The following is a 20,356-nucleotide window of genomic DNA, read 5'->3' on the forward strand; positions in this document are numbered from 1 at the left end:
TCGAACTTATGCCGAACGTGAAAATGGGCGCTCGTGGCGCCCATTTTCGTTTTTCAGATTGCACAGACGCTCAGACCAGCGCCCGGCCCTTGGCATCGATCGCGTTGGCGACCGCTTCGTCCGTCGCTTCGTCCGGCAGAAGAATCTCGTTGTGCGCCTTGCCCGACGGGATCATCGGGAAGCAGTTGGTAAGATTGGCGACGCGGCAGTCGAAGAGAACCGGACCGTCATAGTCCAGCATCTCCTGGATCGCATCGTCGAGATCGCCGGGCTTCTGGCAGCGAATGCCATGGCCGCCATAAGCTTCGGCGAGCTTCACAAAGTCCGGCAAGGCCTCCGTGTAAGAGTTCGACAACCGGTTACCATGGAGCAGCTGCTGCCACTGGCGCACCATGCCCATATACTGGTTGTTGAGAATGAAGATCTTGATCCGTGCATTGTGCTGTACGGCCGTCGACATCTCCTGCATGTTCATCAACACCGAGGCATCGCCCGCGATGCAGACCGAAAGCGCGTCCGGATGGGCGATCGCCGCACCGATCGCCGCCGGCAGGCCATAGCCCATGGTGCCGAGGCCGCCCGAGGTCAGCCACCGGTTCGGCTTCTCGAAGCCGTAGAACTGAGCCGCCCACATCTGATGCTGACCGACTTCGGTCGACACGTAGGTCTCTCGATCCTTGGTCAGCTCATACAGCCGCTGCACCGCGTATTGCGGCATGATGACGTCGTCGTTCGGCGAATAGGCGAGGCAGTCGCGCGCCTTCCACTTCTCGATCTGCGTCCACCAGTCATGCAACGCGGCCTTGTCGCTCTTCGCGCCGGTCTCGTCCCATGCGGCGACGAGGTCGCGCAGGACGTGAGTCACGTCGCCGATAATCGGCAAATCGACCCTTACGTTCTTGTTGATCGATGAAGGATCGATGTCGATCTGGATCTTGCGCGAGTTCGGCGAGAACGCGTTGAGGCGGCCCGTGATGCGGTCGTCGAACCGCGCACCGATCGCGATCATCAGATCGCAGTCGTGCATTGCAAGATTGGCCTCGTAGGTGCCGTGCATGCCAAGCATGCCGAGCCAGCTCTTTCCCGATGCAGGATAGGCACCGAGCCCCATCAGGGTCGAAGTAATCGGGATACCCGTCTTGCTGACGAGCTTCGTCAGGAGCTCGGCCGCTTCCGGACCCGAGTTCACGACGCCACCTCCGGTGTAGAAAATCGGACGCTTGGCCGCAGCGATGAGCTCGACGGCGGCGCGGATCTTCTCGTCCTCGGCGCTCATCTTCGGCCGGTAGCTCTCGTGGGTCTGGTCTGGCGGCGGCGGCGTATAGAAGCCGGTCGCGAACTGAACGTCCTTCGGCACGTCGACGACCACGGGCCCCGGCCGCCCGGTCGTTGCGACATGGAAGGCTTCGTGCAGCACGCGCGCCAGGTCGTTGACGTCCTTCACCAGCCAGTTGTGCTTGGTGCAGGGCCGCGTAATGCCCACCGTGTCGCATTCCTGAAAGGCGTCGGAGCCGATCAGCGTCGTCGGAACCTGTCCGGTGATGCAGACGAGCGGGATCGAATCCATCAGGGCGTCCTGCAGCGCGGTCACGGCATTCGTCGCGCCGGGACCGGACGTCACCAGCATCACGCCTGGCTTGCCGGTCGAGCGCGCATAGCCTTCGGCGGCGTGACCCGCGCCCTGCTCGTGGCGCACGAGGATGTGGCGGACATCGGTCTGCTGGAAGATTTCGTCATAGATCGGCAGCACCGCGCCGCCGGGATAGCCGAAGAGGTCCTTGACGCCGTTGTCCTTCAGCGCCTGGACAACCATTTCGGCGCCGGTCATTTCGCGCCTGCCGTCCGCTTCGATGCTCTCATTGCTCATCGTATCCATGTCCTGCTCGATCTCTTCTCTCATCGGCATACCGTTCGCCGAATTCCAAGCATAAAAAAAGGGCCTCCGGAGGGCCCTTGGTCTTCGCGCACACGTGGCATTCGCCTGGCAGCTACGCTGCCGGTCGTGTGCGCCTTCCTACAAGTACGATAATGGTCGTGTTTGTCATAACGCAAAAGTTAAGCGCTAAACGCACGGGCGTCAAACGGTTTCTCCCGAGATCTGCTTGCCGAGCGAATTTCTCTCTCGGTTGATCGGGCATCTTGCACGCTGTCCGTTCCCGCCGGTCGCACAACGGCATCGTCGCTCGGTTCCGTCTTCGCGCTGAGAATTTCCGGGAGACAACGGCGATCCGGACGCGCTTCGGGCCTCGCGCCGCCTGTGGCCGGTGAAAGCGAAGGCGAAGTGTCTTCTTGGCCTGACCAGTCACTGGCGAAATGAGCATGGATCAAACAACCGGGATGGATCGGGTGCAGTCCCAAGGGTCCACCCGCACCTGCTCGCGAACGCCGCCGTGCCCGCAACCTTCGAACGTCGATCTACTTGATTGGCATTCTGGAATCCATGCCAGAAGTTCAGATTTCGTTGATGTTTTCGAGCGATTTTTCCGGAATTCGTGGTGCCGAGGGCCTTCCATCCATGCTGAACGATCTGTCGATCTCCAGAAAGATCGCTGCCGCATCCATTGCCTGCCTGCTGGTGCTGATCGGAGCATCGTCGCTCGTTTTCCTGGAGCAGATGAACTCCCGAAACAGCGCCGTCGAGAGTGACAGGATGAATGGCACAGTCGTCGCCATGGAACGGGTCCGAAGCAGCCTGAACGATCAGAACGCCCTGGTTCGTGGCGCGATGCTGTTTCGTCAGGCCCGTTTTGCGGACATATTTCAAGCGACGAGTGACGATATCGACGCGCAGGTCGAAAGCGCTCGGCAATTGGCCGCCTCCCATCCCGATGTCGTGCGCATGATCGATGCAACAGCCGGGGCGTTGAAAGACTGGCAGGAGACGTTCGGCGAACCTGCAATCCAACTTGCTCTCGATCCGGTCCGCGCGGATGAAGCGTTGGCGATTGTGACGTCGGAAGAGGCGTTCCAGGCATTCAGCGCCGTTTTGGCCGACATCAGCGGGACGATCGCGGAGCTCGACGTCTTGTCGGATGACGCAAATGCTGCGCAGGAGGCCGCATACGAGCTGGCGCTGATATGGCTGGTTTCGGGCATTGCCGTCGCCACCGCCGTGATGACCCTCGCATGGTTCTGGCAAAGACGCTCGATCGCGCGACCGATCGTATCGATGACCGCGGTCATGCGGGACCTTGCTTCGGGTCGTCTCGACGTGTCCGTGACCGGTCTCGGGCGGCAGGATGAGATCGGTGCGATGGCAGAGGCCGTTCAGGTCTTCAAGGCCGCAGCCATCGAGAACCGTCGGCTCGACGCCGAGGCGGAATCGATCCGAACGGCTCAGGCGACGAGTCGAGAACGCCAATCTGCCCTCGATCATGCGAAGGCCGAGGATCTGCGCGCATTTGTGAGTAACGTAGAGGCAGGTTTCACTCGCCTTGCTTCCGGCGATCTGACGGTTCGTATGAACGGCGAATTGGCGCCCGAGTTCGAGCCGATCCGTGCCCAGTTCAACGGTGCGGTCGCTCAGCTCGAGACGACCATCGGTCACGTGGTTTCTGCGGTCATTGCCATGCGCTCGGGCCTCACCGAGATTACCGACGCGGCCGGCGATCTGTCCCAGCGAACCGAACAGCAAGCAGCCAGCCTCGAACAAACCGTAGCAGCGCTGGGGCAGGTGACGCAGGGCGTCGGTGACACCGCCCAGCGCGCGGATGCCGCCCGCCAGTCGGCCTCACTCGCCTGCCGCGAAGCATCGCAGGGCAGCGAGATCGTGACGCAGGCCGCCCAAGCAATGGCTGAGATCGAGCAGTCGTCCACCCAGGTCGGCAACATCATTTCGCTGATCGACGAGATTGCTTTCCAAACGAACCTTCTGGCGCTGAATGCCGGTGTGGAAGCAGCGCGTGCCGGTGAGGCCGGCCAAGGGTTCGCGGTGGTGGCTCAAGAAGTCCGAGGCCTCGCACAGCGATCGACGGAAGCAGCGAAGGAAATCAAGGCGCTCATCGAAATGTCGGGCAACCGGGTTCGCTCGGGCGTTGATCTGGTCTCGGCATCGGGCCGTAGTCTCGAATTGATCACAGAGCAGGTTGGCGCGGTGGCGCAGGCCATCGCGCAGATAGCGGATGCGTCGCGCGATCAGGCGGTCAGCTTGCGCGAGGTTTCGATGGCGGCTGACCAGATGGACAAGGTGACCCAGCAGAACGCCGCCATGGTGGAAGAGACGACGGCAGCGGCGCAATCGCTGTCGGCCGAGACGGAGCAGCTGGGTGGTCTCGTGGCCGCGTTCAAAGCTGCAGGAAGCGGACACCCTTCCCGTTCGGACACGAAATCTGTAGCGCGCAGCGCCAGCCTCGCCCGACCAGCTAGCGATGGGGCGGCTGCCGCGCGCCGGAACATTCAAGTCAAGCCGGTCGCACAGGGCAACGCCGCACTCGCGGCGCTCAAAGACAATTGGGAAGAGTTCTGATCTCCGAGCTCCGCCATGCCGGCTTTGAACTGTAGGATCAGACCAGTGGCCTGGAACGACCAAACCAAGACGTTCGAGCATCGCGCAGCGAATGGCCACCTTGAGCGCTTCATTTCGTTGCACGCAAGGTTGGGCGATCAGTCTCGGCTTTCTCTGGTCCATAGATGGGGATAATCGATCACGGCACCGAAATCGTCGATAAGGAGCGTTGCGTGATAATCATGCCGCGGCGAGGCATAGTCGAAGGTACGCGCTCCGGTGCAGTTGTAGCTTTGAGGCAGCCGCTTCACGATCCAGTCCTCCGTGTCTAGCCATACGGCAACTGACTCCGCCTTCGAACCTTCGGAAAGTTCAAGTCTCCGGATAGCGTTGGTATTGCTAGCGGGAGTAAAGCCGAGGTCGATGTCGTTCAATCCCGTCATACTCGTGTCGAGTAGTCCGTTGATGCGCCATTCGGCTTCGTTTTCCCGTTCTAGAGCCAGTTCGAAACGGCGTTCCCCAATCCATCCTGAAACAGCGGCGCTTCTGCTCCTCCATTCCCTATCGCAGAGCAGACGATACGTCAGGCAGGCGGCAGTGCCTGCGTGTTCGAAGACGGCCGTGCCCTCGACCGCCCAACCGTCACTCGTATTGAGATAACGGCAGGCATCATGACCCTCCACATCGAGGCGGCGCCACAAAACGACATGCATGGAAACACCTCTGCCGGGAATATTCATCGAAATTCCAAAATATTCAGAAAAATCCGCTTCGTTTCGCATAACCGCCGTTGTTCGAGGCTTTCGTGAATGACCGGTTTCCGCCCAACGCAGCCATCTGCCGATGCCGTTTACCGATGCCGTTTCAGCCGAAGAAACCGCATTGCTTCTAACGGCTTGATGGAAATTCGCGGCCTTTGCGACCTAAAGCCGGTTTTAGGCACCTCCGTTGGAGAGACTAAAGCCAGCAGAAATGCGACGCACAATCACCGACAAATCGAATAAGCCTCTGCGGTCAGCCGATCGCTCCTTGCGCCAACCACCCGCATCACGCCGTAGCTAAGACGGCCTTTCCCACCCTCGCCCGAAGCTCCGGCAAAAGCTCCTCGGCGAACCAAGGGTTCTTCCGCAGCCAGCCATTGTTGCGCCAGGACGGGTGCGGCAGCGGGATCACCGGCGCGTAGCGCCCACCGCCTGCGAGAATATCGCGCCAGTTCAGAACCGTTTCCGTCAGCGTTCGCCCCCGCCCCTCTTCGATGTGGAAGCTCTGGGCATAGGCCCCGATCGCCAGAACCAGTTCGATCTGCGGCATCGCCGTCATGGCTCGGTCATGCCAGGTGAGCCGGCACTCCTTGCGGGGCGCCTTGTCGCCGCCCTTGGCATCGTAGCCCGGAAAGCAGAAGCCCATGGGCAGGATCGCGATCTTCGAACGGTCGTAGAAAATCTCCGGACCGACACCCATCCAGTCGCGCAGCCGAACACCGGACGGATCGTTAAACGGTTTCGAGGTCTTGTCCGCCAGATTGCCGGGCGCTTGCCCCGCAACGAGGATTCGGGCCCGATCCGACAGCGCGAGAACCGGGTTTGGCTCGATCGGAAGCGGTTCCCCGATCGGATTTTCGGCGCAGATGCGACAGCCTTCGATCGTTCGCTGGAGGTCCTCGGCGCTTTCCGCCCCCATCCTATGCTCTGCCATGACAGATCAGGCGGATGCGCTTGGCCGCTTTTCGAACTCCCCATACCAGCGACGGAGATTCTTGAAATCGTCCGGCACTTCGAGCTTGGCGGGCTTCATGAACCCGACGGTGATGAAGACGGTGATATCGGCGACAGAGATATGTTCGCCCGCCACGAAGGGCTGCTCGCCGAGCTGTTCCTCGAACATTCCAAGGGCGTCGATCGCGCGGGTTCGATTGAGTTCGGCCCATTCCTTCACCTGAACGGGCTCCGCCTTCGCCATGCCGGGATGTCCGTGCCGGAAGACAGCTGCGACAGCCTGATAGAGTTCGAGTTCGGCGCGGCGCTGCCACATCTCGACCTTGGCGATCTCGACGGGCGTTCTCCCGAAAAGCGGCGGATCGGGATGGAGCGCCTCGAAATAGCGACAGATCGCGATCGACTCGGTGATGATCGTGCCGTCGTCGAGTTCCAGCACCGGCAGGCGTTTCAACCGGTTTCGCTTCGCGATCTCCTCGCCGAGATGTTCTCCCTCAGCCATATCGACCGGCACCAGCGGCACCTCGATACCCTTTTCGGCAAGAAAGATCCGGGTGCGCCGTGGATTGGGCGCACGCCCTCCGTCGAACAGTTTCATGGCTGGTCTTTCCTCTCCGGTGCTCTGCCTTGCGTCATGGTCGTCTCGCCATGTTCGCGGTTCATTAAGGCATTTTGTTCATTCTTCGGGAAGACAAGCCCTCGTTCTGATGTTCCCGCGTTCCGGACCTGTCCCCGATCTGATGTCACTTGCCCTTTCCCCCTTCGAAGACAGAACCGATGCCGGACGGCGTCGCGCGCCGCGCTCAAAGCACGGCGGGTCGAAGGCAGTGCAGTCGGCGCGGCAGAATCTCAAGCGGCGCGGACGCAAGGCCACCTCCTTCATCGAAGCCGAACTCATCGTTCAGCATGCCTCCCAGCTTCGCGCGGCTTCGATCATCCTGCCCGCGCCGGTGCTGCTCGCGGGCTTCGGCTTGTCGATCTTCACCGGGCTCACCGTCGCTGCGGCATGGACGATGGCAACGCTCAGCGCCTATCTGTTCATCCTCTATCTTGCCCGACGCGCGGACGCGGCGGCGCACGGGCCGGATGGTGCGGCAAAAGCCCCCCCGAACCCCAGCGCGATCCCTTTCACCGTGGGTCATAGCGTCGTCGGTCTGTGCTGGTCCTCCCTCGCCTTCCTGCAATGCCAGGACTGCACGCAGATTCGGTTCGAACTCTTTCATTTCGCCGCGCTGATTCTTGCGATCGCCATGACGGCCATGATCTCGTCCACCCTGCGCTTTGTGGTGCCGATCGCCTTCGCGCCGCTGGTCGTCGGCCTCAGCGTGGAGGTCTATGGCAACCCGGATCCGATGAGCTCGGCCATGCAGGGCATCGTCATCGGTGCCGTCCCGTTTTTCGCCTTCGTGGCCGAAGCCTTGCGGCGGGGGGCGGTGGCCCGGGTCCGTCACCAGGCGGAAAAGGACGAACTCATCGGCGAACTCGAACGCTCACGCGTCCTCTCCGACGAGGCGCGCCGCAGGGCCGAAGACGCCAACCGCGCGAAGTCGCAATTTCTCGCGACGATGAGCCACGAGCTGCGCACGCCGCTCAACGCGATTCTCGGCTTTTCGGAAGTGATGATGAACGAGATCTTCGGGCCGCTCGGTAGCCCGAACTACAAGGAATATCTGACGGACATCCACTCCTCCGGGCAGCACCTTCTCGGCGTCATCAACGAGATACTCGACCTGTCGCGGGTCGAGGCCGGCCACTACGCCCTCAACGAGGAGGCGGTCCATCTGGCCAGCATCGCGGCCGACTGTGCATCGACCGTGCGTTTGCGCGCGGAAGACAAGCGGATATCGCTGCAGATGCAGTTCGAGGACAATCTTCCCGCTCTCTGGGGCGACGAGCGCGCGCTGCGCCAGGTCGTGCTCAACCTTTTGTCCAACGCCGTCAAATTCACCCCGAAGGGCGGCGAGATCGTCCTGCGCGTCGGCTGGACCGCCGGCGGCGGACAATATGTCGGCGTCAGCGACAACGGCGCCGGCATTCCGGAAGACGAGATCCCCACGGTTCTTGCATCGTTCGGTCAGGGTTCCAACGCCATCAAGAGCGCCGAACAGGGCACCGGTCTCGGCCTGCCGATCGTTCAGGCGCTCGTCAAGCTGCATGACGGCCAGTTCGAGCTGTCCTCGCGCGAGGGCAAGGGCACCGAAGTGATCGCCGTATTTCCCCATTCTCGCGTTCTGGAAGTGCTGCCCGCTTTCGATCTCGTCTGATCTTTGAACGCTCAACTCAACGGGCGATAGCGACGCAACGCTCCGCGCGCTGAACGCCCTGTCTTGAGCAAAAGCGCCCGACCGACCATATCCAGCGCAACCACGACGCCTATGTCTAGATCCGCGTAAAAGGACATCGATGATCGAAACGCCCTGTAACGGGATCTGCCAGCTCCATCCGAAGACCGGGCTATGCCGGGGTTGCGGCCGCACCGGCGATGAGATCGGCGCATGGGCGGCGCTCTCGCGCGACGATCGGCTGTCCTTGATCGAGATCCTCCCGGAGCGCATGCGGCAGGCTGGCATGAAACCCTTCGGAATCAAGGCCACCAGCGATGCGTAACGGTAAGCTCATCTGGGTTATCCTGGCGATCCTCGGCATCGCGCTCCTCGCCCTTCTCACCAACAGGGATGGCATCATCGCCGGCCTGCCGGAGGGCCAGTTCGCCGGACTTGTCTATTACGGGACCATTGGCATTGCGGTCGGCGCCGGTCTGATCCTCTTCGGCGGCATTCGGCTGGGCCAGGCGCTTCGCCATGCGCTCGTCTGGGCCGGAGTTTTTCTCGTCGTCATCGCCGCTTATGCATTCGCGCCGGAATTTCTGGCGATCAAGGACCGGATGATGGCGGTGCTGATGCCCGGCAGCGTCGTTTCGCTCTCCTCAGATGGCGAGAATCAGCAGTATATGGCGACCCGCGGAAGGGACGGGCATTTCCACCTGAACGGCACGATCGACGGCGAAGCTGTCTCCTTCATGGTCGATACCGGAGCCTCCGTGATCGCGATGGATCGACCGACAGCCGACTCGCTTGGCATCGATACCGACAGCCTTTCTTTTAGCGATTATGTGCAGACGGCGAACGGGCTTGCCCGCTCGGCACCGATCTTCCTCGAGACCGTGGCGGTCGGCGATATCGAGCGCCGCAATGTCCGCGCGGCCGTGACCGATAGCGACGGGCTTGGCACGGTGCTCCTGGGGATGAGCTTTCTCGATACGCTCACCTCATACGACTTTCGCGGCGACCGGCTGATCATGACGGATTGATCGGCCGTCGATCCGTCTCACTAAGACAGGCTGATCGCGAACCGCACGGCGACGACGATGAGAAAGATACCGAACCCGATTTCCAACGTGCGGCGCGGAAGCTTGTGCGCAAGCGTCGCGCCGAATGGAACGGCGATGAGCGACATGGGCGCGACCACGGCAAGGGTCGTGAGGCTCACATAGCCGAGACTGAAGGGCGGAAGCAGCGGGTCGCCGAGGCCACTGAAAATGTAGGTTGCGACGCCGGGAATCGCGATCAGGGCGCCGACACCGGCGCTGGTTGCCACAGCCTGAATCATCGGACGGTTGTAAAGCGTCATGAACGTGTTGTTCAGAACGCCGCCGCCAATGCCGATCAGCGCCGAGAAAAATCCGATCAGAACCCCGGTCACGGACCGCCCGGCCAATCCCGGCAGATCGTCGCCAAGCTTCCATGTGATCCGGCCGAACAACAGTTTCAGCGAGATGGCGAACGCAAGCACCGCAAAGATCGCGCGCAGGGTGACGGAGGACGCGCTTGCCGCGAGAAACGCACCCGCGATCGAGCCGGCCGGCACCGCGATACACCACTCCTTCAAGAGCTTTCGGTCCACGGCGTCCCGGCTGAGATGGGCATAGAGCGAGCGAACGGAGGTCGGCACGATGATCGCAATCGATGTGCCGACGGCAAGATGCATGGCGACGCCCTCGGACACCTCCAGCCACTGGTAGAGCTGATAGAGCACCGGTACGTAGATTGCACCGCCGCCAATCCCGAAAAGCCCGGCGAGAAATCCGGCCAGCCCTGCGGCAAGGACGAGCGCGCCGATGACGATGGCCATGCTCTGAAAATCGATGTGGGTCAGCATGGTCAGGAGAGGAACAGCCCGGCGGTGATGATTGGTCGCGATGAAAGCGCAGTGCGCTTCGCTCTGCTTAGGCCGCTTCCTGGCTCGCGTCGAGGCGAACATGGGAAAACGCCTTGCCAATGATCGTCGGTAACGCGCCGGGCTTGGTCGTCTCGGTCGATAGCACCTGCCGCCAGCGCCGGGCGCCGGGCATGCCATTGAACAGCCCCACCATGTGGCGCGTGACATGATTGAGCCGGCCACCGCGCTCGATATGGCCGGCAGCGTAGCCTTCCATCGCCGCGATAAGGGCGGCATAGTCGGTGCTGCTTTCGGCCTCGCCGTATACGAGGTGGTCGACCCTGGTCAGCACATCCGGCGTCTGATAGGCAGCGCGCCCCATCATCATGCCGTTCAGGCCGAGAGCGGACACTGCATCGCGTGCGGCCTCGACCGTCTTCAATCCCCCGTTAAGACCCACGAAGACATCGCCAAGCCGCGCCTTGAGCCGGCCGACCCGGCCATAATCAAGCGGCGGGATATCGCGGTTCTCCTTGGGGCTTAGCCCATCGAGCCAGGCCTTTCGGGCATGAACCCAGAGGACGGACACACCAGCGCGGATCGCTTCGTCCGCAAGCCGGTCGAGCGCTTCCTCGATATCCTGATCGTCGACACCGAGTCGGCACTTCACGGTAACCGGAATATCGCCCGCCGCCGCCTTCATCGCCGCAAGACCATCGCCGACGCGTTCGGGCTCGCGCATCAGACAGGCGCCGAACGTGCCGGATTGAACGCGATCCGACGGGCAGCCGACATTGAGGTTGAACTCGTCATAGCCCCGGTCCCTGGCGACCGTCACCGCCGCGTGCAGCTTTTCCGGATCGGAGCCACCGATCTGCAGAGCCAGCGGATGTTCGGCGGCATCATAGTCCAGCAGCCTCTCACGCGGACCGTGGATGATCGCGTCGGCAACGACCATCTCGGTATAGAGCAATGCGCGGGACGTCAGCTGCCGGTGGAAAAACCGGCAGTGGCGATCCGTCCAGTCGATCATCGGTGCGACAGCGAAGACCGGCTGGTCCTCGCCGTACAGCCGCTGCCCGGCTTGATGTGTTGGCTGCTGTCTCATCACTCGGCTGCGTCTTTCCTGCCGACTTTCGTGTCGTCCAATTGCGGAGCGCTTTAACGGATTGCACCCTTCTCCGCCACACGGGGGCGCAATTCCTCGGAGCGCCCGCAAGCTATTTCCGCTCGCGCTCCTTTCGCCTCAGCGCTTCGAGCTCCTCAAGGTCGGCGGCGAGCTTGGCGCGCTCGATCGCCTTGCGCTCCTCGTCTTCGGCCATGACGACCCGGTGAATTTCGCCGATCCGCGCGTGGATCTCGCCGACGATCTGCTCGAAGGTCGCGTGACGATACTGCTCGGCGCTCGGCTGAAACACAGCGATCCGCGCCATGCTCATCTGGTCGTCGCCCGCCTGCTTGCCGCGCCGCCGCTCCGAGAAATAGGTATCGATCAGACGCATGACGACGATCAGCCCCGTCACGCCGGCCGCGACATAGCCCATGATCTCGCCGACCGCCATCAGCCTCGGTTCCCCTGATGGGCTGCGCGCCCGTCGTTCCAGCCGGCTTCGCGGGTTGCGCGATACATGCTGACGAGTTCGCTGAAAATGCAGGCGTAATAGGCTCCGGCCGCACTCGCTATCGATCCGGATTGGTGAAAGCCATAGGCAAAGGCTGCCCAGAGCGGAATCGTCCCGAGCGCCGCGAGGACGCGGAAATGCGGCGACTTGCGCCAGCCACCATTGACGATCAGGAGCGCCAGACGGCCACCACCGCCGAGGAGGCAGAAGAGCGCCCAGCTCTCGATAGTCGCCCACGGTTCGAGAACCTTCACAACGGGCGCATCGACCGCGCCTCCATAGGCCAGCACGATGCCCCAGTTCAAAAGCCAGAGGGTGAGCAGCCATTCGGCGAGACGCTCGCAGAGCGAGTGCCAGATGCCGCGCAAAAAGACGAACACACCGCGAAGGCCGGGAAAGGTTCGCAGAGCCCACCAGACCACACCCTGACCACGCGCGTGCGCAAACGCCCGCTCCGCGCTCATCGCCCTCGCCTCTTGAGGACCGCATCCACCATTCCCGACATCCCTCTCTCCTGTTCCCTGACGGTTCGACCGAAGCCGCGCGCCCCACGTCTTTCAAGTCCTGCGACTATGCCGCAGGCGGCGGGCACCGTGGATAAGATCGAGAGAGCGTCGGCGTGCGGTTATGCGCCACAAAACGAAAAAAGGCCCGGCGAACCGGGCCTTCTTGGAGCATGCTTTGGGCAGATGCCTTATTCGGCCGCCTGCTTCTTGACCTGTGCCTCGCCGGCATCCGACTTCAGATGTTCGGCAACGAGGAAGGCGAGTTCCAGTGCCTGATTGGCGTTGAGCCGCGGATCGCAATGGGTGTGATAGCGATCCGAGAGATTTTCAGGCAGCACGGGCCGCGCTCCGCCGATGCACTCCGTCACATCCTTGCCGGTCATCTCGATATGGATGCCGCCGGGATGGGTGCCCTTCGCGTTGTGAACGGCGAAGAATGCCTCGACCTCGGCCAGGATGCGCTCGAAGGGCCGCGTCTTGTAGCTGTTCTGCGAGATCGTGTTGCCGTGCATGGGGTCGCAGGACCAGACCACCGTGCGGCCTTCCTTCTCTACGGCGTCGATCAGCGCGGGCAGATGCTTTTCCACCTTCTCGTGACCGAAGCGCGTGATGAGGGTCAGACGGCCCGCCTCGTTCTCGGGGTTCAGCTTGTCGATCAGACGCAGAAGGCCGTCCGGCTCCATACTCGGACCGCATTTGAGACCGATCGGGTTCTTGATGCCGCTGCAATATTCCACATGGGCGTGATCTTCTTGGCGGGTGCGATCGCCGATCCAGATCATATGGCCGGATGTCGCGTACCAGTCGCCGCCCCGCGAGGTCGAATCCTGCCGGGTCAGCGCTTCCTCGTAGCCGAGCAGAAGCGCTTCGTGGCTGGTGTAGAAATCGGTCTCGCGCAGCGAACGATAGTTCTCGCCGCTGATGCCGATGGCGCGCATGAACTCCATGGTCTCGGTAATGCGATCGGCGATCTGGCTGTAGCGAGCAGCTTCCGGGCTTCCCGACACGAAGCCGAGCATCCACTGGTGAACATTGTCCAGATTGGCATAGCCGCCCTGTGCGAACGCGCGCAGCAGGTTCAGCGTCGCCGCCGACTGGCGATACGCCTCGATCTGCCGATCCGGGTTCGGAATGCGCGAGACTTCATCGAAGTCGATGCCGTTGATGATGTCGCCGCGATAGGACGGCAGCGTCTTTCCGTTCTTCGTCTCGCTGCCCGACGAACGCGGCTTTGCGAACTGTCCGGCAATGCGGCCGACTTTCACCACCGGCTTGGAGCCCGCGAAGGTCAACACGACGGACATCTGCAGGAAGGCGCGGAAGAAGTCGCGGATATTGTCCGCGCCATGCTCGGCAAAGCTTTCGGCGCAATCGCCGCCCTGCAGCAGGAAACCGCGGCCGTTTGCGACTTCGCCGAGGCTCTGTTTCAGTTTGCGTGCCTCACCGGCAAAAACCAGCGGCGGAAACGACTTGAGGCGGTTCTCGGTTTCGCGCACGGCGTCCGGATCCGGATAATCCGGCACCTGCTCGATCGGCAGGTTGCGCCAGCTCGACGGTGACCAATTCGCGCCCATGATGTTACCTCTCATCGGTCGGCTGACGGGCCGGCCATTCTCATCATTGTTGTTCTTAGATTGTTGCTCGGCAGGCTCTGCGTCAGCCCTTCGACCATCCCTAACGGGGATAAATCGACCGGATTCAGGCGCCTTAAAGCATTTTCGGGTCGAATTGTCACCCGCGAGAAGGTCTAATACCCCTTCAGTTCGCCGCGGATGACATAACGAAGGATATCGACGACCTGATCGGGCCGCTCGACGACGGCGCTGGAGGCTGCGCAAACCTCTTTCAGCGCATGGGCATGTTCCGGCGGGTGCATGACGATCAGATTCTTGCCGAGCGCAGCGGCCATGCCCGCATCGAAGGCCGCGTTCCACTGCTTGTACTTGTCTCCGAAACGGACGACGACGATGTCGGCTTCCTCGATCAGCGTCCTGGTGCGGATCGAGTTCATCAGCGCGCCCTTGCGGTCGTGCCAGCCCTTGTCGTCTTCCGGCCCGAGAATGGCCACGCCGCAATCGTCTGAAGCGGCGTGATTGGTGACAGGCGCGGATAGAGAGACCGGCAAATCCGCGGCCTTTACGCCATGAGCGATCTCATCGCGCCAATCGGTGTGAATTTCGCCAGAAAGATAGATGCGCCACAGCTTTTCGCTCATCGCAATACGCCTCGCCTTGTTCTGATTTTCAGTCGTTGGAGCTGAGCTCGATCGCCTCGACACCGCGGGCGCTGACGAGACTGTCGAAGAGCTCCGCCTCATCCGCCTGCAACGCGACCGAGCGCGGATAACGCGGTGCCGACCGGTCCCTTAGGAGCCGCGTCTCGAACCCTTGCGTGCGCTCGACGAACCGCTTCAGGCCGTCGTCGCCGTAGAGTTCGCGAAAGCCCTGCATCACGGCATCGAGATAGCTCTGGAGGATGGCCGATCCAAGCTCCACCGCATCGCTCGCGCCGGGCGTCGCCTCGTAGATGAACACCGACATATCGGCGAGCGGCGGGTTCTCGATCGTCAAAGCCTGCGGATCGATGATCTGCCGATTGTATCCCGCCTCGCGCTCGTCGAGGCTCGGCAGGTTGTCGATGAGATCGTAGACGACGACCCCGTGAACGGCCTCGTCCGGGTTCGGCTGCACCGAAAGAAGCGCCATCTCGGCTGTCGGGTCGCGGGGCTGCCAGAATCGCTGCCAGCCTCGCGCTTCCGCGCGTCTGATGGCGAGAAACTGGGTGCGCAGGGTGCGCCGGTTGACCAGTGAGCCATAGCCGAAATAGGCGATGACCTTGCCTTCGGCAGCCAGTGTTTCGAGGTCGGGATGATCGGGATGTAAGTCCATGTGCATTGCAATGGCAGCGCCGGGCGCTGCAATCAAGTCTCCCGGCGCTTGACGGTCAGGTGTCGTAACGAGCGGAGGTTTCCGCAAGGGTTCTCCGGCCCATTCGCCCCAGCCCACCTTTGAACCGCCGCGACGTTTCAGATCAGCCGGCGACCTTCTCGCCGTTGCGCAGGAGATAACTCGGCTCGTACATCGTGACGAGTTCTTCCGCACCGCTTGGATGGAGCGCCATCGTCTCGTCGAAATGGCTCTTGGTCAGCCGCGCCTTCACGGCGATGCCGAGAACCTGGGCGAGTTCCCCGGCATCCGAGCCGAGAATATGGACGCCGAGGACCCGGTCCGTCTGCTGGTCGACGACGATCTTCATCATCGTGCGTTCGTTGCGTCCCGAAAGCGTATGCTTCATCGGCTTGAAGTCGGTCTTGAAGACGGCGACTTCCTCGAAGCGCTGGCCGGCCTCCGCTTCCGTCAGCCCGACCGTGCCGATTTCGGGCTGGGAAAACACCGCCGTGGGAATGGAGTCGTAATCAGGCTTTATCGGATTGTTCTTGAACACCGTTTCGACGAAGCACATCGCTTCATGGATTGCGACCGGCGTCAGCTGCACGCGATGGGTGACGTCGCCCACCGCATAGATGTTTTCGGCGCTCGTGCGGGAATAGTCGTCCACCTTGATCGCGCCGCGCTTGTCGAGTTCGACGCCGGCTTTCTCGCAACCGAGGTTTTCGGTGTTCGCCTTACGGCCGATCGCCAGCAGAACCTCGTCGGCATCGAGAATCTCGCCGGAATCGAGTTCGACTTCGAAACCGCCATCGGGCTTTTGCCGAACCGCCTTGAACGTCTCGCGGCAGCGAACCGACATACCCTTGTTGCTCATCTGTTGGTGCAGGCATGTGCGAATATCGTCGTCGAAGCCCTGCAGGATTTCCACCCCGCGATAGACGAGGGTCACGTCCGTTCCGAGACCGAGGAAGATGTTCGCGAACTCCACCGCGATATAGCCGCCGCCAAGAATGACGAGCTTTTTCGGCTGCTTCTCCAGATGGAAGAGTTCGTTCGACGTCAGGCAGTGTTCGGCACCGGGCAGATCCGCGTGGTGGTTCGGCCGGCCGCCCACCGCGATCAGGATCTTGTCGGCTGTGACGAGCTCGTTCGTGTCGCTCAGGCGGATCTCGTGCGGGCCTTCGAGGACAGCCCGGCTTGCCAGCGTCTGGACACCGGCCTTTTCGAGATTCGTGCGGTAGATCGCCTCCAGCCGGGCAATCTCCTTGTCCTTGTTGGCGATCAGCGTTTCCCAGCTGAAGTCCCGGGTGCCGACATTCCAGCCATAGCCGGCGGCATCCTCGAAATGCTCGGAGAACTGCGAAGCGTAGACCATGAGCTTCTTGGGAACGCAGCCGCGAATGACGCAGGTTCCGCCATAGCGATATTCCTCGGCGATCGCGACGCGCTTGCCAGCTTGGGCTGCACGCCGCGCGGCCCGGACCCCGCCCGAGCCGCCGCCGATGACAAAGAGGTCGTAATCATAATTCGCCATCAGGGCAGGTCCGCTTTTGTCACAAGGAAAAACGCCGGCTCAGCAGCCAGGGCATATGTCAGGGAGACGATCGCTTCCCCTCCGAAGTTTTCGGTCTGGTTCCGCCTCGGACCTACTGGCCCTCGCCGCTCCCGGCATTTTCACCTGCGCCGGCAGCGTCAGGCTGGGATGCGTAGATCTCGTTCATGCCTTCGAGCGAAGACTGACGCAGGTCCCTGAGGATACCGTTTGTCCAGACATTGGCAGCCGCCACGGAGTCGCGTGCCGCCTGAGGACCGAGTTCGATCAGCTTCTGGCCCGCTTCCGTCCCGTAGAACTCGGAAATCTGGTTGAGTTCCGCCTCGGTAAAGAGCTGAGCATAGACGGATGCGATTTCGGTCTCGAGCGCGGCCCGGCGTGGTGCGAGAGCCAGCGCCTTGTCATCCACCATGTTGGAAATCTCCGACTGGAGATCCGGATTGTTGGGGATGAACTCGGCCTTGGTCTGATTGGCAGCGTTCAGAAGAATATTGTCGAACTCCTTGGTCGCGCCAATCGCGTCCACAGCTTTGCGCGCGGCGGCGAGATGGCTTTCGGACACCTCTGGAGCCTCTCCTGTCTGCTGTGCCTGACCTGCGCCTTCGGGCGCGGCGGCGTCCTGTGCCAAAGCGGGGACGGCGGCGATCATCGCACCGCTGAAGACGATGGCGCTCAGCGCCGGGACAAGGTTCTTAATCCGCAAAACTCGAATCTCCGTCGGTTGTTTGAGCCTCGCGCGAAGACTGTCGCGTCTGCCGGCAGGCTGGTCCTTTCGAGAGCCCGAACATCAAGCTTCGAGCTTCTCGATACCATCCTCGCCGGCCAGGAACACGGTGCTGGCGAGCTTGATGAAAAGGCCGTGCTCGACAATACCGGGAATGGCATGAAGCGCGGCGCTCAGGGCTTCTGGGTCTGGAATGCGGCCAAAAGATGCGTCGAGAATCAAATGGCCGCCATCCGTAATGAACGGCTGTCCATCGGTCTTTCTGAGGACGATGTCACCTGAAAGATCAAGGGACTCCGCCGCACGGCGGATCGACATGAAGGTCGACATCAACCCGAAACCATTCACCTCGATCGGCAGGGGAAAGGCGCCGAGCGTCTCGACCTTCTTGGATTGATCGCAGATGACGATCATCCTGGCGGAAGAGAAGGCGACGATCTTTTCCCGAAGCAGCGCACCGCCGCCACCCTTGATGAGCCGCAGTTTTCCGTCGACCTCGTCGGCTCCGTCGACCGTGACATCGAGGATCGGGATCTCGTCGAGCGTCTTTATTGGAACGCCCAATTCATTGCAGAGCTTTTCGGTGCGCTCGGATGTCGCAACGCCGGTCATCTGAAACCCCGCTCCGACGTGGTCCGCCAGAACACGCACGAACTCTTCCGCCGTCGACCCGGTACCGATGCCGATGTTCAGGCCCTCTTCGAGCTCCGCAAAAGCGGCTTCCGCGGATTGTCTCTTCAAGGACTTGGCGTCCGACATTGATAAACTCCCAGGGTCATTCCCGCTCAGCGATTGGGCTTGTCAGCGCCCGTCTTCCCGCAATTCGCTGGTTGATTTAAGCGCTATCGCGCGGATGTCGACAGACTTAAAGGGCAAACTTGTGCACAGTCGACATGAGCCGAGGCCGAACGGATGCGTCCCGCCCGGACTATAATTGAGAAGAGGCAAATGATCCTATGACGAAACTCGCGGTCTTCGATCTCGATGGAACCCTGGTCGATACCGCGCCGGATCTCGCCGCAAGCCTCAATGTCTGCCTCGTAGCCGACGGGCTGTCACCACTGCCGCTCCATGTGGTGAGGCCCCATGCCGGGCATGGAGCGATCGCGATGCTGAACGCGGCCTATGGTCATCATGGCCGCGACCTTCCCGATGCGCTGGTCAAGGAGCATCTCGATCGCTTTCTTCAGCACTACGAAGCCAATATCGCCGAGACATCCCTGCCTTTTCCGGGCGTTCTTGCGGCGATGGATCGGCTGGAGGCGGCCGGTTGGGCGTTTGCGATCTGCACCAACAAACGCGAACATCTGGCCATGCGTCTCCTCGACGAACTGGGCCTATCGAACCGCTTCCTCGCCATCTGCGGACAGGATACGTTCTCCGGGATGAAGCCGGACCCGGCCCATCTCGGCGGCACGATCGAACGCTCGAACAGCACGCCTGACAAGACGGTGATGATCGGCGATACCATGACGGATATCGCCGCCGCCAAGTCGCTCAATGTCCCGTCTGTTCTGGTGGATTTCGGCTATGCGCCGGACGAGGCTGCCCGCGCCGAGGCAACGGTTGTCATATCCCACTACGACACTTTGACGCCTCGATTCGCCGAAGACCTACTGGCGTGATCGGCGACGTATCATGCAAAGGCCGGGCTCAGGCCTGCTCGTCGGGTGTGGTCACTGTCAGCCCGTCCAGCTCGTCCCGCAGCACGATCTGGCAGGAAAGCCGCGAGTTTTCCCGCGTCTCGTGGGCGAAGTCGAGCATGTCCTCTTCCATCGCCTCGGGTCCGGACAGTTTGTCGACCCAGGCTTCGTCCACATAGACGTGGCAGGTCGCACAGGCGCAGGCTCCGCCGCACTCGGCCTCGATGCCTGGCACGTCGTTGCGGACGGCGTTTTCCATGACCGTCGTTCCGGCCTTGGCATCGATTTCCCGCCGTTCGCCGGACGCGGAAATATAGATCACTTTCGGCATGGTCTCTTGAGCTTCCCGATCACCGGCTGTCGTAAATTTGCCCCGACCGAGTGTGAGGTCGCGGCCATGTCGGTGGAGCTATCGGCAAGCGAAGGCCGGGTGTCAACCAGCAGAAACGCTCTGGCTTTTTGCCAAACCGGCTGCCGGCATGGCGATCGAACTCACGCGAGTTCGGAAGCAAAGCGCCTTGTCATGGTCATGTGCTCGATCAGCCGGGAGAGAGCTGCCTCGCATGACGGTCCGGTTTCGAAGTGCGCGGCGGCGTCCGCCAATGCGAAGGCGCCGACATTGCGGGCCGTTCCCTTGAGGGTATGGGCAAGCATCGCACGCTCCTTGAGCGACAATGCGCGAAGCCGGGCTTCGGCGCTGCCGATCTGGCGTGCCAGCATGGCGAGAATGCTGCGTTCGAGATCGCGGTCCCCGCATGTCTGCGTGGCGAGGTGGACGAGATCGATCGGACTTGCGGCGGACGGTCTTGTCCCGTGAGAAGAGGCGCGCGGGGCATTGTCTGGCGAGGCATGAGAAGAATTGGCGGGCATGGTCGCTCTCCGTTAATCCGGATGGAAACGCGATCACCTGAAATGGTCGAAACCCTTGTGAGTTCTGCCAGATCCGTTCCGCATCACCCTGATTGACCAAGACTGAAACAATAAGATAGTCAAATGGTTAACGTGGCGGAAAAGTGTTGGGACGATTCGGCTTGCGCAAATGACGCGTCTGCGTGTCAACTGCGCCGGGGCTGGTGCGGGCTCACTCCGAGGCGTTCCGGC

At 61.8% G+C, this 20,356-nt stretch carries 21 protein-coding genes; 5 read left to right on the forward strand and 16 right to left on the reverse strand.

Translation table 11 applies throughout. The annotated features are described in order from the left end of the window. Positions 1–70: 70 nt before the first annotated feature. Positions 71–1,867, reverse strand: coding sequence for an acetolactate synthase 3 large subunit (locus tag ABDX79_RS03665; protein WP_463671115.1), 1,797 nt, complete (start codon positions 1,865–1,867; stop codon positions 71–73). Positions 1,868–2,515: 648 nt separating this feature from the next. On the opposite strand from ABDX79_RS03665, the gene ABDX79_RS03670 reads away from it, so the two are divergent. Further along, a complete protein-coding gene (locus ABDX79_RS03670) occupies positions 2,516–4,465 on the forward strand; it encodes a methyl-accepting chemotaxis protein (protein ID WP_346218911.1) in 1,950 nt (649 codons plus the stop codon). A 137-nt stretch (positions 4,466–4,602) separates the two neighbouring features. On the opposite strand, the gene ABDX79_RS03675 is transcribed toward ABDX79_RS03670, so the two are convergent. From ABDX79_RS03675 to ABDX79_RS03685, 3 genes are all read right to left on the reverse strand, one after another. Further along, positions 4,603–5,226 carry a putative glycolipid-binding domain-containing protein gene (locus ABDX79_RS03675; protein ID WP_346218912.1) on the reverse strand — a complete coding sequence of 208 codons (624 nt, stop codon included), beginning with the start codon at positions 5,224–5,226 and terminating at the stop codon, positions 4,603–4,605. A 265-nt stretch (positions 5,227–5,491) separates the two neighbouring features. Then, a complete protein-coding gene (locus ABDX79_RS03680; RefSeq protein ID WP_346218913.1) occupies positions 5,492–6,139 on the reverse strand; it encodes a uracil-DNA glycosylase family protein in 648 nt (215 codons plus the stop codon). Positions 6,140–6,145: 6 nt separating this feature from the next. Next, positions 6,146–6,757, reverse strand: a complete 612-nt coding sequence (locus ABDX79_RS03685; RefSeq protein WP_346218914.1) for a glutathione S-transferase family protein — start codon at positions 6,755–6,757, stop codon at positions 6,146–6,148. 109 nt (positions 6,758–6,866) lie between these two features. On the opposite strand from ABDX79_RS03685, the gene ABDX79_RS03690 reads away from it, so the two are divergent. The 3 genes from ABDX79_RS03690 (at position 6,867) to ABDX79_RS03700 (ending at position 9,469) form a co-directional block, all read left to right on the forward strand. After that, entirely contained in the window at positions 6,867–8,423 is a 1,557-nt protein-coding gene (locus ABDX79_RS03690; protein WP_346218915.1) for a sensor histidine kinase, read from the forward strand. Between the two features lie 139 nt (positions 8,424–8,562). After that, positions 8,563–8,766, forward strand: a complete 204-nt coding sequence (locus ABDX79_RS03695; RefSeq protein WP_346218916.1) for a DUF1289 domain-containing protein — start codon at positions 8,563–8,565, stop codon at positions 8,764–8,766. Then, positions 8,759–9,469, forward strand: coding sequence for a retropepsin-like aspartic protease family protein (locus tag ABDX79_RS03700; protein WP_346218917.1), 711 nt, complete (start codon positions 8,759–8,761; stop codon positions 9,467–9,469). Before ABDX79_RS03695 ends, ABDX79_RS03700 begins: the two co-directional genes overlap by 8 nt. 20 nt (positions 9,470–9,489) lie before the next feature. Here the strand turns inward: ABDX79_RS03700 and ABDX79_RS03705 are convergent, their stop codons facing one another. From ABDX79_RS03705 to rpiA, 10 genes are all read right to left on the reverse strand, one after another. Next, positions 9,490–10,317, reverse strand: coding sequence for a sulfite exporter TauE/SafE family protein (locus ABDX79_RS03705; RefSeq protein WP_346218918.1), 828 nt, complete (start codon positions 10,315–10,317; stop codon positions 9,490–9,492). 67 nt (positions 10,318–10,384) lie between these two features. Beyond that, the gene (dusA, locus tag ABDX79_RS03710) at positions 10,385–11,425 is read right to left on the reverse strand and encodes a tRNA dihydrouridine(20/20a) synthase DusA (protein ID WP_463671107.1); all 1,041 of its coding nucleotides are present in this window, start codon (positions 11,423–11,425) and stop codon (positions 10,385–10,387) included. A gap of 112 nt (positions 11,426–11,537) precedes the next feature. Further along, positions 11,538–11,879, reverse strand: coding sequence for a hypothetical protein (locus ABDX79_RS03715; protein ID WP_346218919.1), 342 nt, complete (start codon positions 11,877–11,879; stop codon positions 11,538–11,540). After that, positions 11,879–12,403 (reverse strand): hypothetical protein, encoded by a 525-nt coding sequence (locus ABDX79_RS03720; RefSeq protein WP_346218920.1) that lies wholly within the window; start codon positions 12,401–12,403, stop codon positions 11,879–11,881. The genes ABDX79_RS03715 and ABDX79_RS03720 overlap by 1 nt, the downstream gene beginning before the upstream one ends. A 230-nt stretch (positions 12,404–12,633) precedes the next feature. Next, complete coding sequence (locus ABDX79_RS03725; RefSeq protein ID WP_346218921.1) at positions 12,634–14,019, reverse strand: class II 3-deoxy-7-phosphoheptulonate synthase; 1,386 nt, start codon at positions 14,017–14,019, stop codon at positions 12,634–12,636. Between the two features lie 173 nt (positions 14,020–14,192). Next, the gene (locus ABDX79_RS03730) at positions 14,193–14,660 is read right to left on the reverse strand and encodes a YtoQ family protein (RefSeq protein ID WP_346218922.1); all 468 of its coding nucleotides are present in this window, start codon (positions 14,658–14,660) and stop codon (positions 14,193–14,195) included. 28 nt (positions 14,661–14,688) lie between these two features. After that, positions 14,689–15,333: a gamma-glutamylcyclotransferase family protein gene (locus ABDX79_RS03735; protein WP_346218923.1), complete on the reverse strand. Its 645-nt coding sequence runs from the start codon at positions 15,331–15,333 to the stop codon at positions 14,689–14,691. A 142-nt stretch (positions 15,334–15,475) separates the two neighbouring features. Next, positions 15,476–16,870: a glutathione-disulfide reductase gene (gene gor / locus ABDX79_RS03740; RefSeq protein WP_346218924.1), complete on the reverse strand. Its 1,395-nt coding sequence runs from the start codon at positions 16,868–16,870 to the stop codon at positions 15,476–15,478. Between the two features lie 112 nt (positions 16,871–16,982). After that, entirely contained in the window at positions 16,983–17,591 is a 609-nt protein-coding gene (locus ABDX79_RS03745; RefSeq protein ID WP_346218925.1) for a DUF2059 domain-containing protein, read from the reverse strand. Between the two features lie 84 nt (positions 17,592–17,675). After that, positions 17,676–18,371 carry a ribose-5-phosphate isomerase RpiA gene (rpiA, locus tag ABDX79_RS03750; protein ID WP_346218926.1) on the reverse strand — a complete coding sequence of 232 codons (696 nt, stop codon included), beginning with the start codon at positions 18,369–18,371 and terminating at the stop codon, positions 17,676–17,678. Positions 18,372–18,568: 197 nt separating this feature from the next. On the opposite strand from rpiA, the gene ABDX79_RS03755 reads away from it, so the two are divergent. Beyond that, positions 18,569–19,237, forward strand: a complete 669-nt coding sequence (locus ABDX79_RS03755; protein ID WP_346218927.1) for an HAD hydrolase-like protein — start codon at positions 18,569–18,571, stop codon at positions 19,235–19,237. A gap of 28 nt (positions 19,238–19,265) precedes the next feature. On the opposite strand, the gene ABDX79_RS03760 is transcribed toward ABDX79_RS03755, so the two are convergent. Together ABDX79_RS03760 and ABDX79_RS03765 are read right to left on the reverse strand one after the other, a co-directional pair. After that, entirely contained in the window at positions 19,266–19,586 is a 321-nt protein-coding gene (locus tag ABDX79_RS03760) for a 2Fe-2S iron-sulfur cluster-binding protein (protein WP_346218928.1), read from the reverse strand. 161 nt (positions 19,587–19,747) lie between these two features. Continuing rightward, positions 19,748–20,125 (reverse strand): Hpt domain-containing protein, encoded by a 378-nt coding sequence (locus tag ABDX79_RS03765; RefSeq protein ID WP_346218929.1) that lies wholly within the window; start codon positions 20,123–20,125, stop codon positions 19,748–19,750. Positions 20,126–20,356: the final 231 nt, after the last annotated feature.

It is taken from the genome of Fulvimarina fulva, from assembly GCF_039652615.1.
GTDB lineage: Bacteria > Pseudomonadota > Alphaproteobacteria > Rhizobiales > Rhizobiaceae > Fulvimarina.

Coding starts and splice junctions, on each gene's coding strand:
- ABDX79_RS03755 (WP_346218927.1), top strand. CDS start 18,569: ATGACGAAACTCGCGGTCTTCGATCTCGATGGAACCCTGGTCGATACC.
- ABDX79_RS03700 (WP_346218917.1), top strand. CDS start 8,759: ATGCGTAACGGTAAGCTCATCTGGGTTATCCTGGCGATCCTCGGCATC.
- ABDX79_RS03725 (WP_346218921.1), bottom strand. CDS start 14,019: ATGGGCGCGAATTGGTCACCGTCGAGCTGGCGCAACCTGCCGATCGAG.
- ABDX79_RS03720 (WP_346218920.1), bottom strand. CDS start 12,403: ATGAGCGCGGAGCGGGCGTTTGCGCACGCGCGTGGTCAGGGTGTGGTC.
- ABDX79_RS03760 (WP_346218928.1), bottom strand. CDS start 19,586: ATGCCGAAAGTGATCTATATTTCCGCGTCCGGCGAACGGCGGGAAATC.
- ABDX79_RS03765 (WP_346218929.1), bottom strand. CDS start 20,125: ATGCCCGCCAATTCTTCTCATGCCTCGCCAGACAATGCCCCGCGCGCC.
- ABDX79_RS03730 (WP_346218922.1), bottom strand. CDS start 14,660: ATGAGCGAAAAGCTGTGGCGCATCTATCTTTCTGGCGAAATTCACACC.
- ABDX79_RS03705 (WP_346218918.1), bottom strand. CDS start 10,317: ATGCTGACCCACATCGATTTTCAGAGCATGGCCATCGTCATCGGCGCG.
- ABDX79_RS03685 (WP_346218914.1), bottom strand. CDS start 6,757: ATGAAACTGTTCGACGGAGGGCGTGCGCCCAATCCACGGCGCACCCGG.
- ABDX79_RS03715 (WP_346218919.1), bottom strand. CDS start 11,879: ATGGCGGTCGGCGAGATCATGGGCTATGTCGCGGCCGGCGTGACGGGG.
- ABDX79_RS03665 (WP_463671115.1), bottom strand. CDS start 1,867: ATGAGCAATGAGAGCATCGAAGCGGACGGCAGGCGCGAAATGACCGGC.
- dusA (WP_463671107.1), bottom strand. CDS start 11,425: ATGAGACAGCAGCCAACACATCAAGCCGGGCAGCGGCTGTACGGCGAG.
- rpiA (WP_346218926.1), bottom strand. CDS start 18,371: ATGTCGGACGCCAAGTCCTTGAAGAGACAATCCGCGGAAGCCGCTTTT.
- ABDX79_RS03695 (WP_346218916.1), top strand. CDS start 8,563: ATGATCGAAACGCCCTGTAACGGGATCTGCCAGCTCCATCCGAAGACC.
- gor (WP_346218924.1), bottom strand. CDS start 16,870: ATGGCGAATTATGATTACGACCTCTTTGTCATCGGCGGCGGCTCGGGC.
- ABDX79_RS03735 (WP_346218923.1), bottom strand. CDS start 15,333: ATGGACTTACATCCCGATCATCCCGACCTCGAAACACTGGCTGCCGAA.
- ABDX79_RS03680 (WP_346218913.1), bottom strand. CDS start 6,139: ATGGCAGAGCATAGGATGGGGGCGGAAAGCGCCGAGGACCTCCAGCGA.
- ABDX79_RS03690 (WP_346218915.1), top strand. CDS start 6,867: ATGTTCCCGCGTTCCGGACCTGTCCCCGATCTGATGTCACTTGCCCTT.
- ABDX79_RS03675 (WP_346218912.1), bottom strand. CDS start 5,226: ATGCGAAACGAAGCGGATTTTTCTGAATATTTTGGAATTTCGATGAAT.
- ABDX79_RS03670 (WP_346218911.1), top strand. CDS start 2,516: ATGCTGAACGATCTGTCGATCTCCAGAAAGATCGCTGCCGCATCCATT.